Genomic DNA, 13,183 nt, shown 5'->3' with positions numbered 1-13,183 from the left:
GGGGCTGTGGGGTTGTGGGGGGGGCCGCCCCGGCGCCCGGGGCCCCCCCGCCGGACCCGGCCGGCCCGCGGGTCCGCCCCGCCGGCCGGCCGGTCCGGGCCTCCGCCGGCCGGCCGGGTGCCCGGCTCAGCCGAGCGACTCCGACACCAGGGCCCTGGCCGCGTCCTGCACCTCGGCGAGGTGCTCGGGTCCCTTGAAGGACTCGGCGTAGATCTTGTAGACGTCCTCGGTGCCGGAGGGCCGGGCGGCGAACCAGGCGCTGTCGGTGCTGACCTTGAGCCCGCCCAGAGGGGCGCCGTTGCCCGGCGCCGAGGTGAGCACCTGCCTGATCGGCTCGCCGGCGAGGGTCTCGGCGGTGACCTGGTCGGCCGAGAGCCTGGCGAGCACGGCCTTCTCCTCCCGGCTCGCGGGGGCGTCGACCCGCGCGTAGGCCGGGTCGCCGAACCGGGAGGTCAGGTCGGCGTAGTGCTCGCTCGGCGAGCGGCCGGTGGTCGCGATGATCTCCGAGGCGAGCAGCGCCAGGATGATGCCGTCCTTGTCAGTGGTCCACACCGAGCCGTCGCGGCGCAGGAACGACGCCCCCGCGCTCTCCTCGCCGCCGAAGCCGAGCGAGCCGTCGAGCAGGCCCGGCACGAACCACTTGAACCCGACGGGCACCTCCATCAGCCGCCTGCCCAGGTCGGCGGCCACCCGGTCGATCATGCTGCTGCTCACCAGCGTCTTGCCGACCCCGGCGTCCGCCGGCCAGTCGGGGCGGTGCGAGTAGAGGTAGGAGATCGCCACGGCGAGATAGTGGTTGGGGTTCATCAGGCCCCCGTCGGGGGTGACGACGCCGTGCCGGTCGGCGTCGGCGTCGTTGCCCGTGGAGACGTCGAACGCGTCGCGGTTGGCGATCAGGGAGGCCATCGCGTAGGGCGAGGAGCAGTCCATCCGGATCTTGCCGTCCCAGTCCAGCGTCATGAACCGCCACGTCGGGTCGGTCAGCGGGTTGACCACCGTCAGGTCCAGCCGGTGCCGCTCGGCGATCTCCCCCCAGTAGGCCACGCTCGCTCCGCCCAGCGGGTCGGCGCCGATGCGGACGCCGGCGCTCCGGACCGCGTCGAGGTCCAGCACCGAGGGCAGGTCGTCGACGTATCCGCCGAGGAAGTCGTGGCGGCCGGTCGTGTCGGCGGCCATGGCCCTGGTGTAGGGGACGCGCCGGACCTCCTTCAGCCCGTCCGCGATCAGCGCGTTGGCCCGGTCCTGGATCCAGGAGGTGGCGTCGGTGTCGGCCGGGCCGCCGTTCGGCGGGTTGTACTTGAAGCCGCCGTCGCCGGGCGGGTTGTGCGAGGGGGTCACCACCACGCCGTCGGCCCGCCCCGCCGTACGCCCCCGGTTGTGGGTGAGGATCGCATGGGAGAGCGCCGGTGTCGGCGTGTAGCCGTCATGGCTGTCGATCAGCACCCGCACCCCGTTGGCGGCGAACACCTCCAGGGCCGAAACCCGCGCGGGCTCCGAGAGCGCATGGCTGTCGGCGCCGAGGAACAGCGGGCCGTCCACTCCCTGCGACGCACGGTATTCCACGATGGCCTGGCTGGTCGCGAGGATGTGGTCCTCGTTGAACGCCACGTTCAGCGACGAGCCGCGGTGTCCCGACGTCCCGAACGCCATCCGCTGGCCGACCTCCTGGGGGTCGGGGTGCAGGGTGTAGTAGGCGGTCACCAGACGGGCCACGTCCACCAGGTCGGACGGCTGGGCGGTCTTGCCCGCGCGCTCGTGCGTCATTGCGGTCTCCTTATGTCATCACGGCCAACGGTACCCATCCGCGAACAGGCGGAACTCTATTGAAAGCCGTTGTCCGTCGTTGATCCTCCCGTCTCATCGCAATCAGTGGAAAGTGGACATATGTATAGGCACCGCGCTACCTCCAGAAGTCCAGCCGGTGCTCGGCGGCGTAGTCGATCGGCCGCACCGCGCCGGGCGCGAGCGACTGGGTGCCTCGGGGGAGCGGCTGCCACCTGGGCAGGTCCGGGCCGTTGGGCGAGCCGGTGCGGGCGAAGTTCGTCCAGTAGCCGACCATCTGGTCCGACAGTTTCCGCTGGGCGGCCGTCAGCGGCGCCTTCTTGTCCGGGAAGAGATACGGCAGGTCGGCGGCGTGGAAGGCGCCCCAGTCGAAGTCCGCCTCCAGCGGCAGGAACATCGGGGCCCTCCGGTCGGCGAACTCGTAGCCGTAGACGGGGGTGTGCTCGGCCAGCGAGGTGTTCTGCTCGTGCGTGCCTCTCGCCCACAGCCGGTCCGTCATCACGGCCGCCCACGCCTGGCTGGGGGAGGCGTAGGAGGCGAGCGGATACTTCCGCGTCACCCGTCCGGCGTCGCCGCCGAACGCCTCCTTGACCAGGGTGCCGTACTGCTGGGCGGTGACCGGCCGGCCGGCCACGTCGTAGTTCATCCCGACGAAGATCCGATGCTCGTCGCGTGTCGCGCCCGCCAGTACGGACACCCGGTGGAAGCGCCCCTCGCGGATCGCCTTCGAGGGCAGTTCGGGGAGCACCTTGTTGCCGTAGGCGTACGCCTGGAAGACGTTCATGATCTGCGGCACCGCGAGGATCTTCCGCACGGGCAGCGCGCGCAGGCACGCCAGGCTCCGGCAGCCGAGCTGCTCGGCGTACGTTTGGCCCACCGCCTGGGCGTCCTCGGTGCTCCGCCAGGCGAACGTCGGGGCGGCCGGCACGCCGGGGATCATGCTGTTGGCCGGCATGTCCATCATCGTCTCGCCGCTCTGCATGGCCACTCGCCGGAACAGCCCCTTGGCGCCGGGGGAGGTGAGATGACCGCCGATGGCGAGCGCGCCGAAGGAGACGCCGAACGCCGTGACGTTCGACGGATCACCGCCGAAGGCCGCCGCGTTGCGCCGCACCCATCGCAGCGCCTCCTGCTGGTCCTGCAGGCCGTAGGTCCCGGAGTTCTTCAGGCCCGGGTACCCGAACCCGCTGAACACGCCGAGCCGGTAGTTGATCGTGACGACCACCACGCCCCGCGAGGCGAGCTTGCGCGCGTCGGAGAAGTGGCCGGCGCCGACCGCCCCGTCGCCGTGGATCCAGACCATGACCGGGCGGTTCCTCCCCGGCGCGCGGGGGGTGGTGACGTTGAGGAACAGGCAGTCCTCGTCGGTGCTGGAGATGGGCGCGTAGACGGAGCCGACCTGGGGGCACATCGCGCCCGGCCCGGTGGCGTCCTTGACGCCGTCCCAGCTCTTCGCGGGCACGGGAGCCTCCCAGCGGCCCGCGGTGGCGTAGGGGATCCCCTGGAAGAGGCGGTGCTCGCCGGTCACCGTGCCGCGCACGGCTCCCGCGTCGGTCCTGACGACCGCGGGATCGGCGCCGGTCCCGGCGGCGGTGAGATCCGGCGCCCGGCGCTCGGCGGCGTGACCCGTGAGCAGTACGGCCGCCGCGACTGTCGTGTGAAGGATTCGCATGCCTCCACGCTGTCGGATCCTCGCCCGGCTCAGAAGGGCCGTCGATCCGGGATCACCCGGGACGGAAGTCCTGGTGCGCCGGCTCGGTCAGGCGGGCTCCGGGGCCCGCGCGGGTGGGGGGCCGGTGCTGCCGCGGACCGTCAGGGACGCCGCCCGGTCCTCGAAGGCGGACGCCTGCCCGCCGTCGATCAGGGCGAGCAGCCGCTGGGCGGCGTGCGCGCCGTAGGCGGAGATGTCACGGCTCAGGGCGGTGAGCGGGGGGCGGACGACCTGGGAGAGGGGGGAGTCGTCCCAGGCGACGATCGACAGGTCGCGCGGGACGTCGAGGCGCATCTCCTGGGCGACGGAGAGGCCGGCCACGGCGGTGATGCCGTTGTCGTAGACGATCGCGGTCGGCCGGTCGGGGGAGCTGAGCAGCCGCCGGGTGGCCCGCGCCCCCTCCTCCCCGGTGCAGTCGGTGTGCGCGGTGACGTGGCCGCTCAGCCCGAGACCGTCGCAGGAGGCGGCGAAGGCCCGGTCGCGCAGGGCGGTGTGCACGAGCTCGGGCAGGCCCGCGACGCGGGCGACGCGGCGGTGGCCCAGCGCGGCGAGGTATTCGATCGTCTCGCGCACGGCGGCGCCGTCGTCGGACCAGACCGAGGCCAGCGAGCCCGCCTCCGACGGGTGCCCGACCACCACGGCGGGCATGCCCAGGACCTGCAGCTCCGTCACCCGGGGGTCGGCGAAGCGCAGGTCGAGCAGGAACGCGCCGTCCACGCGGCCCTCGCCCCACCAGCGCTGGTGGACGGCCGTCTCCTGGCCGTGGTCGGCGACGATCTGGAGCATCAGGGCGTAGGACCGGACCGACAGCTCGCTCTCGATGCCACTGATCAGCTCCATGAAGAACGGCTCCATGCCCAGGACGCGGGCGGGACGGCAGAGCACCAGGCCGATCGTGCGTGCCCGCGCGCCGTTCAGGGCGCGGGCGGCGCTGTTGGGGCGCCAGCCGATCTCGGCGGCGATGGCCATGATGGCGGCCCGCGTCGCCTCCGACACCCCGGCCTGGCCGTTCAGCGCGTAGGAGACCGCCACCTTGGAGACCCCCGCGCGGCGGGCGATGTCGGCAATCGTCGGTCGCTTCATCCCGTTCCTCGGCTGAACCGGTTAGCTAGGTCGCCGTTCCCGCGCACTCTACTACGCGCCCTGCGCGGTCGGCGCGCACGCTGTCCCGGGGGAGGTTTTCCCGGACCGGATGCCTGTAAAAACGGGATTTATGTCGTTAATGTGGCGGTGACATCCTTGTCGTGCTGGCCGTAGGTTCACCTCGCTTACCCGGTTAAGCAACTGTCCCCCCGGACTGCAGGAGGATCCTGTGAGCCCCCGCTCCCCAGGCCCGCGCGGCCTGCCTCCCCGCCCCTCTATCGAAGCATCCCGTACCGGGCGCCGCGAGCCCCGGCCATGACGGTCCTGGCGATCGACATCGGCGGCCCAAGGTGGCAGGCGGTCGCCAAGCAGGCCGGCCTCGGCTTCCTGCGCCGCCTCACCGTCAGCCCGACCTCGCTGGAGCGCGACGCGGGCCTGTACGGCGCCGCCGCGCTGGCCCTGACCGCCGCCGCACCAGATCTGTCACGCCAGAAGGGACCATTGGGATGAGCCCGCTCGCCGTCCAGCTGTACTCCGTGCGTGAGCAGGCGGCCGTCGACCGCCGTGCGGTGCTGCGCCGTATCGCCGAGATCGGTTACGGCGCCGTCGAGCCGTACGACGCGCACCTGGACCCCGACGGACTCGCCGCCGACCTGGAGGCGACCGGGCTGCGGGCGTGCAGCGCGCACGCCCCGCTGCTCGACGAGCGCCGGGCGGCGGCGCTCGCCGCCGCGGTCAGGATCGGGGCGGACACGGTCATCGTGCCGGCCGCTCCCGCCGAGTGGTTCGCCGACCGGGACGGCCTGGAGCGGGCGGCCCGGACCCTCAACGGGGCGGCCCGTGAGGCGGCCGACCTCGGCCTGCGGCTGGGATACCACAACCACTGGTGGGAGCTGGAGCAGCGGGTGGACGGCCGCCCGGCGCTGGAGGCGCTGGAGGAACTGCTGGACCCGGAGGTGCTCCTGGAGGTGGACGTCTACTGGGCGGCGACGGGCGGGACCGACCCGTCCGCGCTGCTGGCCCGGCTGGGCCGGCGGGTGCGCCACCTGCACGTCAAGGACGGGCCGGCGACCAAGGAGGGGCCGATGACGGCGGTGGGCGCGGGCGAGGTGCCGATCGTGGAGGCGCTGGTCGCCGCCCCCGACGCCGTGCGGATCGTGGAGCTGGACCACTGCGCCACCGACATGGTCGAGGCGCTGGCCGCCAGCCACGCCTATCTGACCGGCCTCGTCGCGGCCGGGCGGGTGAGCCCGTGACGGGCCCGGTCGGTGTGGCCGTCGTCGGCTGCGGCACCATCAGCCACCAGTACCTGCGCAACCTCACCTCCTTCCCCGACCTGCGGGTGGTGGGGTGCGCGGACCTCGACGTGGAACGCGCCCGGCAGGTCGCGCGGCAGTACGGCGTGCCGGTGGCCGGGGCGCCGGCCGAGGTGATCGCCCACCCCGACGTCGAACTCGTCGTCAACCTCACGATCCCGGCCGCGCACGCGGCGGTGGCCGCCGCGGCGGTCGCGGCCGGCCGCCACGTCTACAACGAGAAGCCGTTCGCCCTGGACAGGGAGTCCGGCACGGAGGTGATCGAGGCCGCGGCCGCGGCGGGAGTGCGCCTCGGCTGCGCCCCCGACACCTTCCTCGGAGCCGGCCTGCAGACCGCGGCCCGGCTCGTCGCCGAGGGCGCCATCGGCACCCCGCTGACCGCGCTGACGCTGCTGCAGACCCCCGGCCCCGAATCGTGGCATCCCAGCCCGGAATTCCTGTTCAAGCCCGGCGCCGGACCGCTGTTCGACATGGGCCCCTACTACCTGACCGCCCTGGTGACGCTGTTCGGACCGGCCGAGCGGGTGGCCGCGGTCGCCCGCCGGGCCCGGGAGGAACGGGTCGTCGGCTCCGGGCCCCGGGCCGGGACCCGGTTCCCGGTGGAGGTGCCCACCCACACCACCGCGCTCCTGGAGTTCGCCGCCGGACAGGCCGCCACCATGGTGTTCAGCTTCGACTCACCGCTGCCCCGGCTGGGTTTCATCGAGATCACCGGGACGGAGGCGACCATGGAACTGCCCGACCCCAACACCTTCGACGGCGCGGTGCGCCTGCGCCGGGCCCTCACCGACGACTGGGTCACCGTCCCGGCGGAGGGCGCCACCGCCGGCCGCGGGCTGGGCGTGCTCGACATGGCCCAGGCCATCCGGGCGGGCCGGCCGCACCGCGCGACGGGGGAGCTGGGCCTGCACGTCCTGGACACGATGCTGGCCGTCGCGGGCTCCGCGGAGCGGGGCGAGTTCCTGCCGGTCGGCAGCACCTGCGAGGTCCCCGGCCCGCTGCCCGCCGGCTGGGACCCGGCACAGGGCCTGCTGTGACATCCGGCGGCCCGCCGGTGGCCACCGCCCCCGCCGGAGGGCGGTGACCCGCCCTTCCCCAGGGCGCGCCGCCGTCCCGGGGGTGATCCGCCCTTCCCTGGGGGGGCGCGCCGCCGCTCGGGGTGACCCGCCTTCTCCCGGGGCGCGCCGCCGTCCGGGAGCGTCAGGGGCCGGACCCGTCGCGCTCCGGCTCAGGGAGCCTGGCCGGCCGCCTCCCGGCCGTCCGCCGTGGCCTCCTCCAGCCGGGCGCGGAGCCGGAGCCGGATCTCGTCCGGGGTGTAGGCCTGCCGCCGCCGTTCCGCCCGCGCGATCACCACGCCGGTCGCCGCCACGCCCGCGACGCCTGCCAGGCCGAGTATCTTCCACCACCGCATGTCCCTAGGCTACAGAGATGCCCGGCAAGAGCATCAGCCTCGACGAGGCGGTCAACCTGACCCGTACCGGCGACGTGTGGCTGTTCCGCGGCCGCACCGTGCCCGACCGAGCGATCCAGACGGTGACGAACAGTCCCGTCAACCATGTCGGAATGTCCGTCGTCATCGACGACATGCCCCCGTTGATGTGGCACGCCGAACTCGGCCGCTCGCTGCCCGACCTGTGGTCGGGCACCCACCAGCGCGGGGTCCAGCTCCACGACCTGCGCGAGGCGGTCCGCGTGTGGGCCACCAAGTACGGCCAGCGCGCCTGGCTGCGCCAGCTCGACCCCCAGGTCACCCGGGAGATGGAGGACGCGGTCCTGCGCACCGTCGCCCGGCTGGACGGCACCCCGTTCCCGTCCACGGCCCGGCTCGCCGGGCGCTGGATCCGCGGGCGGGTGCCGAAGATCCTGAAGCGGGGCGCCGAGGAGAGCGCCCTGGAGAGCGCCTACTGCGCGGAGGTCGTCGCCGTCACCTACGAGGCGATGGGGCTGCTGCCCGGCGGCCGCCGCCCGAACTGGTACGACCCGGGCCGGTTCTGGAGCGGTGACGACCTTGAGCTGTCCGGCGGGTTCCAGCTCGGCGGGGAGATCACCGTGAAGCTGGCGCAGGCCGTGGGGCGGACCTGACCGCGGGCGCAACCCCCGGCGGCCCGTCACCCGAAGTCACAGGTGGCCGATCCCGTCGCTCGGCGCCGCCGCGGACACCCGCGGCGGGCACGTCGCCGTGGACGCGAGGGGAGTGGGCCGTGCCGGACACCGTCGAGACGGGCGGGGGTCAGGCGAGGCGGGCGGGGAAGCCGCCGGTGGCGATCGGCCCCCAGCGGACCGGGGTGAGCCGCAGCAGTGACTTGCCCTGGCGGACCATGGCCGCGCGGTAGTCGTCCCAGTCGGGGTGCTCGCCGGCGACGGCCCGGTAGTAGTCGACCAGCGGCTCCAGCGCCTCGGGCAGGTCCAGGACCTCCGCCGTGCCGTCCACCTGGACCCAGGGCCCGTCGAAGTCGTCCGACAGGACCACGATGCTCACCCGGGGGTCGCGGCGGGCGTTGGCCGCTTTCGCGCGCTCGGGGTAGGTGGACACCACGATGCGCCCCTCGGCGTCGACGCCGCAGGTCACCGGGGAGGCCTGGGGGCCGCCGTCGCGGCGCGCCGTGATGACCAGCGCGCGGTGGCGCCCGCGCAGGAACTCCAGCAGTCGATCATGGGAGACGACCTCGTTGGTAGCGATCTTCGGGCTCATGCCCCCACTGTACGGGGCGCCCCATGGACGCCCCGGCGTCTCCTCATAGCAGGGAGATATGTGGTCAAGAGTCACTCTATGGGGCATTTAACCTGAAATTGGAGGGAATTGATCTACGAAAGATCGATGAGCGGCGCGGGGCCCGGCGGACGGATCCCGGAGGGCTCATCCATCCATCCAAGGAGATCACTGTGAAGAAGAAGGCTCTGCTCGCCTCGGCCCTGACCGCGCTGGCTCTGGCCGCGGTCCCCGTCGCCGGCCACGCGGCCGCCACGGGCTCCGTCCTCCGTGTCTCTCCCACGCCCATGCCCACGGACATGACCTCCGAGTCGCCCACGGACATGACCTCGGAGTCGCCCGGGGCCATGACCAAGCCGTTCGGCCCCGGCTGTTCCTCCCTGCCCGCCTCCGGCCCGGGCAGCCCCGGCAGCATAGCCTCGGAGCCGCTCGGCACCGCGCTCTCCCATATCCCGCAGCTGTCCACGCTGGCCAAGGCCGCCAAGCAGGCCGGACTGATCGAGAAGCTGGACTCCGCACCGGACATAACGGTGTTCGCCCCCACCAACGAGGCCTTCGGCAAGATCCCCAAGGAGGTCCTCGCGAAGGCCCTGGCGGACAAGGAGCTCCTGACCAAGATCCTCAACAACCACGTCGCCGAGGGGAAGAAGACCCCCGCCGAACTCGCCGAGGGGCCGCTGACCACGCTCGGCGGCGGCACGCTGACCGTCAAGAAGGCCGGCGAGGAGGACTACACCGTCGAGGACGCCAAGGTCGTCTGTGGCAACCTGCAGACCTCCAACGCCACCGTCTACCTCGTCGACATGGTTCTCCTCCCCCACGCCGAGGGGTCGCCGAGCTCCGAGGCGACGCCGAGCTGAACGGCCGTAGGGGCGCCTGCCGCGGGCGCCCCTCGCCGTCTCCCCTCCGGCGGATGACGAGTGCCGCGCCCGTCCGGGGGCGGCCGGCGCGGTACTCGGCGGGCGGGGGCGGCACGGGGCGGAGGACGGATCCGGCCCGCGGGCGCCCCCGGGAGGCGGAGGCCGGAGCTACCGCATTTTCACCCGAATTCTGCTATATCGGCAGGCATCAATGCATATGTGGAGAAAGGTGCTAATCCGTTCACGCACTGACGGGGGATCCAATGATCCGAAGGATTATCGTCCTGCTGGCCGTCGCGGCCGTCGTTCTGGGCGGCACCGCCGGAGCCATCGCCGCTCAGCCGAATCTCAACGAGCAGGACAAGAAGTTTCTGGTTCAGATACATCGGGTCAACCTGACCGAGATCCAGGCGGGGAAGCTCGCCCAGCAGAGATCGACAGACCGCAGCATAAGTGACATCGGGAAAGTTCTGGTTGACAACCATACGAAGCTGGACGAGAGCGTGCGGCAGGCGGCCCAGAAGGCCAAAGTGCCGCTTCCCGGAGATCCGAACGCCGACCAGCGCGATCAGCTCGCCGAGCTGTCGAGGCTGACCGGGCAGGTCTTCGACAACGTGTGGCTGGCCGCGATGATCGTCGGCCACCGCCAGACCCTCGACCGCCTGGATCAGGAGCTGCGCGAAGGTTCGTCCCCTGAGGTGAAGAAGCTGGCCGAGGACGCCAGGCCGGTGGTGCGGGAGCACCTGAACCTGCTCCGCAAGGCCCGCGGCGGCACCGTGCGTCCCAGCCCCAGCCCCAGTCCCAGCCCCAGCGGCACCGTGTCTCCCAGCCCCGGTGGCACCATGAGCCCCGGCCATGAGGGCACCGGGAGCCCCATGCCTCCCCCTGGCGGCATCGGCGAGTGACGGGCGGAGGAGACGGGCGGACGGCATGCCCGCCCGCCGCGTCTCCGCCGGGTCCGCCCGAGCCGTCCCGCCGCGGACCGCGGTCGGGCTCTCCCGTGAGACGGGGGTCGTGCTCCCCGGAGACCGTGCTCCCGAAACAGGAGAGGGGCACCGGAACGGCCGAGTGATCGACGGCGACGCGTATATCTCACCTGTTCCACCAATATCTATGATCTTTTCCGTCGGAGCCTTTCCGTCCGTGGCATGATGCGATGGGCTTGCCGTCACGCAGATCTGTGCGGATAGTTGATGATCTACGGACGAGCTTTAAGGAGAAGCCCGACATGCCGGAGGTCGAGCCCCTGCACTCGGATGATCCGCCTTATTTAGGTTCATATCGGATTGTCGGGAAACTCGGCGAGGGCGGGAAGAGCACCGTCTATCTGGCGACGGGGCCGGGGGAGGAGCACGTCGCCGTCAAACTCGTGCACGCCGATCTGACCGGGAGTGAACGGTTCCTGCGCAAGGTCGAGGAACTGCGGCAGGTGTCCGCCTTCTGCACCGCGCAGGTCGTCGAGACCGGCCTGGCCGGCGATCGGCCGTACGTGGTCAGCGAATACATCGACGGTCCCACCCTGTACAAGGCCGTCGAGGACGACGGTCCGCTGCGCGGCGCGGCGCTGCACCGGCTCGCCATCGGCACGATGACGGCCCTGGTCGCCATCCACCAGGCCGGGATCGTCCACCGCGACTTCAACCCGGGCAGCGTGCTGCTCGGCCCGGACGGGCCGCGAGTGATCGATTTCGGCATCGCCGAGGCGCTCGAGGCCGGGGCCGGCAGCACCACGCGGTCGGTCGGCATGCCCGCCTACCTGACGCCGGAGCAGTTGGAGGGCGAGCCCGTGGGGCCGGCAGCCGATCTGTTCGCGTGGGGCGCCACGATGCTCTTCGCGGCATCCGGGCGGTCGCCCTTCGAGGCGGGCTCCATGTCGGCGACGATCAATCGGGTCCTGGGGGGCGAGCCGGACCTCACCGTCCTGGGCGACGACCTCCGCGGCCTGGTGGCCGACTGCCTGGCCAAGGACCCCCGGAACCGGCCGGCCGCCAGCGACGTCCTGCTCAGGCTGGTCGGGCACTCCACGATCCTCGCGACCGCCGAGCCGCTCCCCTCCGTCCCGGCCGCCGCCGGCCCGGATCTCCGGTCCGCTCCGCCGCCCGATCCGGCCACGCGCGTGCGGCTCCCGCCCCCGTCCCATCCCCCGTCCCGGCCGGGCCGGCGCCGCCGTTCCGTGCTGCTCGGCGCCGCCGCCGTGGCCATCGCCCTCGTCTCGGGCGGCACCGTCTACGCGTTGACCCCCCGTGCGGCCCCCGTCCGGGTGGCCGCACCGCCCCCCACACCGCTCCCCTCTCCCTCTCCCGTCGTCATCGAGGCGTCACCGACGCCTCCCCCGGCGGCCACGGGGAAGGTGAAGGCGCCGGGGCGGCGGCTCACGCTGCACGAGAACCCGGCGGACCCGGTGCGCCTGGCGTCCTACTTCATCACCGACCACAAGGGCCCGGTCTACCGCACATACGCGCGCGTCCCGGGTGGTGACGCCTTCCGCCTGGTGGCGCAGGACGCCGACTTCGGCGACCCCACGGTCTCGCCGGACGGCAAGTGGGTCGCGGTCAACCCCTGGCTCAAGTTCGCCGCGTCGAGCTACGACTACGTCACCTTCATCAACTCGGCCACCGGCGAGAAGTTCTCGGTGGACACGCTCAAGCAGCCGCTGAGAGGACTCTCGGGGACGTGGAGCCCGGACAGCAGGCGGCTGCTCCTGACCGTCTACGATTTCGACGTCAAGCAGAAGGTGCAGTACCCCGCGGGGTTCGTCGTCGTCGACGTCGGCACCCGCAAGGCGACCGTCGTCAAGACCGACGACCAGCGGGACGGCTACGGCAACTTCGACTGGAGCCCCGACGGGACCCTCGTGGTCGGCGCCTACGAGCACAAGAAACCGACGTTCGGGGTCCGGTTCCGCGACCAGAGCGGGAAGGTCGTGCGGACCATGCCCTGGGTGGGGCTGATGCCCGGTCCCGGGATCTTCTCCCCTTCGGGCACGCGTTTCTACACCTACTGCCCGGAGAGCACGGGCAAGCGGAACGCCGGATGCGTGTGGGACACCAAGACCGGCAACAGGATCGCCTCGGTCCCGGTCTGGGACGGCGACACCACGATAGTGGGATGGTGGGACGAGCACCATCTGATCGTCCGCGACCCGCGGAAGGACCCCTTCAAGTACGTCGTCGTGGATCTCCACGGCAAGGTGGTCCGCACCCTGGCCGAGATCACCAGGAAGAACGCCAAGGTCGTCCAGTTCAGATTCGCCCGGAAGTAAGCCGGTCATGACGGATCTTGCTCCGCTGCGCGCGGACGACCCCTCGCACGTGGGCGCCTACGAGCTCCTCGGGCGGGTCGGCGAGGGCGGCCAGGGCTCGGTCTTCCTGGGCGCCTCGCCCTCCGGGGAGCGTGTCGCCGTCAAGCTGCTGCGACAGAGCCCGGGCACGGACCGGCCGACGGGCCCGGTGCCGGACCCCCTTCTCCGGGAGATCGAGATCCTGCGCCGGGTGGCCCCCTTCTGCACCGCCCAGGTCGTCGAGACGGGCATGCTCGGCGCCCAGCCGTACATCGTCAGCGAATACGTCCAAGGGCCCACGCTCCAGCAGGTCGTCGACACCGAGGGCCCGCTGCGGGACGCCCGGCTGCGGAGACTCGCGGTGGGCACGATGACCGCGCTGAGCGCCATCCATCGAGCGGGCGTGGTGCACCGGGACTTCAAGCCGAGCAACGTGCTGCT

General features: G+C 72.3%; 13 protein-coding genes. 8 read left to right on the top strand and 5 right to left on the bottom strand.

The window, feature by feature from the left end; all coding sequences use genetic code 11:
• Window positions 1–126: 126 nt before the first annotated feature.
• From pgm to ACWDS7_RS39850, 3 genes are all read right to left on the bottom strand, one after another.
• The gene (pgm, locus tag ACWDS7_RS39860; RefSeq protein ID WP_451933491.1) at window positions 127–1,764 is read right to left on the bottom strand and encodes a phosphoglucomutase (alpha-D-glucose-1,6-bisphosphate-dependent); all 1,638 of its coding nucleotides are present in this window, start codon (window positions 1,762–1,764) and stop codon (window positions 127–129) included.
• A gap of 136 nt (window positions 1,765–1,900) precedes the next feature.
• Complete coding sequence (locus ACWDS7_RS39855; RefSeq protein WP_451933490.1) at window positions 1,901–3,454, bottom strand: carboxylesterase/lipase family protein; 1,554 nt, start codon at window positions 3,452–3,454, stop codon at window positions 1,901–1,903.
• 87 nt (window positions 3,455–3,541) lie between these two features.
• The gene (locus ACWDS7_RS39850) at window positions 3,542–4,576 is read right to left on the bottom strand and encodes a LacI family DNA-binding transcriptional regulator (protein ID WP_451933489.1); all 1,035 of its coding nucleotides are present in this window, start codon (window positions 4,574–4,576) and stop codon (window positions 3,542–3,544) included.
• A 315-nt stretch (window positions 4,577–4,891) separates the two neighbouring features.
• Between ACWDS7_RS39850 and ACWDS7_RS39845 the strand changes: the two genes are divergently transcribed.
• From ACWDS7_RS39845 to ACWDS7_RS39835, 3 genes are read left to right on the top strand one after another with little or no spacing between them, the layout of a single operon-like run.
• Window positions 4,892–5,086 carry a hypothetical protein gene (locus ACWDS7_RS39845; RefSeq protein ID WP_451933488.1) on the top strand — a complete coding sequence of 65 codons (195 nt, stop codon included), beginning with the start codon at window positions 4,892–4,894 and terminating at the stop codon, window positions 5,084–5,086.
• The gene (locus ACWDS7_RS39840; protein WP_451933487.1) at window positions 5,083–5,832 is read left to right on the top strand and encodes a sugar phosphate isomerase/epimerase family protein; all 750 of its coding nucleotides are present in this window, start codon (window positions 5,083–5,085) and stop codon (window positions 5,830–5,832) included. The genes ACWDS7_RS39845 and ACWDS7_RS39840 overlap by 4 nt, the downstream gene beginning before the upstream one ends.
• The gene (locus ACWDS7_RS39835) at window positions 5,829–6,929 is read left to right on the top strand and encodes a Gfo/Idh/MocA family protein (protein ID WP_451933486.1); all 1,101 of its coding nucleotides are present in this window, start codon (window positions 5,829–5,831) and stop codon (window positions 6,927–6,929) included. The genes ACWDS7_RS39840 and ACWDS7_RS39835 overlap by 4 nt, the downstream gene beginning before the upstream one ends.
• Window positions 6,930–7,120: 191 nt before the next feature.
• Here ACWDS7_RS39835 and ACWDS7_RS39830 read toward each other — a convergent pair whose 3' ends face one another.
• Window positions 7,121–7,303 (bottom strand): hypothetical protein, encoded by a 183-nt coding sequence (locus tag ACWDS7_RS39830; protein WP_451933485.1) that lies wholly within the window; start codon window positions 7,301–7,303, stop codon window positions 7,121–7,123.
• Between the two features lie 17 nt (window positions 7,304–7,320).
• On the opposite strand from ACWDS7_RS39830, the gene ACWDS7_RS39825 reads away from it, so the two are divergent.
• Window positions 7,321–7,974, top strand: coding sequence for a hypothetical protein (locus tag ACWDS7_RS39825; protein WP_451933484.1), 654 nt, complete (start codon window positions 7,321–7,323; stop codon window positions 7,972–7,974).
• Between the two features lie 148 nt (window positions 7,975–8,122).
• On the opposite strand, the gene ACWDS7_RS39820 is transcribed toward ACWDS7_RS39825, so the two are convergent.
• Window positions 8,123–8,584, bottom strand: coding sequence for a PPOX class F420-dependent oxidoreductase (locus ACWDS7_RS39820; protein WP_451933483.1), 462 nt, complete (start codon window positions 8,582–8,584; stop codon window positions 8,123–8,125).
• Window positions 8,585–8,775: 191 nt separating this feature from the next.
• Between ACWDS7_RS39820 and ACWDS7_RS39815 the strand changes: the two genes are divergently transcribed.
• The 4 genes from ACWDS7_RS39815 to ACWDS7_RS39800 form a co-directional block, all read left to right on the top strand.
• Window positions 8,776–9,462: a fasciclin domain-containing protein gene (locus ACWDS7_RS39815; RefSeq protein WP_451933482.1), complete on the top strand. Its 687-nt coding sequence runs from the start codon at window positions 8,776–8,778 to the stop codon at window positions 9,460–9,462.
• Between the two features lie 263 nt (window positions 9,463–9,725).
• A complete protein-coding gene (locus ACWDS7_RS39810; protein WP_451933481.1) occupies window positions 9,726–10,367 on the top strand; it encodes a DUF4142 domain-containing protein in 642 nt (213 codons plus the stop codon).
• A 323-nt stretch (window positions 10,368–10,690) separates the two neighbouring features.
• A complete protein-coding gene (locus ACWDS7_RS39805) occupies window positions 10,691–12,724 on the top strand; it encodes a protein kinase domain-containing protein (RefSeq protein WP_451933480.1) in 2,034 nt (677 codons plus the stop codon).
• 7 nt (window positions 12,725–12,731) lie between these two features.
• Window positions 12,732–13,183, top strand: a 452-nt coding sequence (locus ACWDS7_RS39800) for a protein kinase domain-containing protein (RefSeq protein ID WP_451933479.1), incomplete at its 3' end; no start/stop codon positions are given.

Source organism: Streptosporangium sp. NPDC003464, from assembly GCF_053588315.1.
The sequence above is the reverse complement of the archived record's forward strand: the minus strand, read 5'-3'. Positions and strand labels throughout refer to the sequence as shown.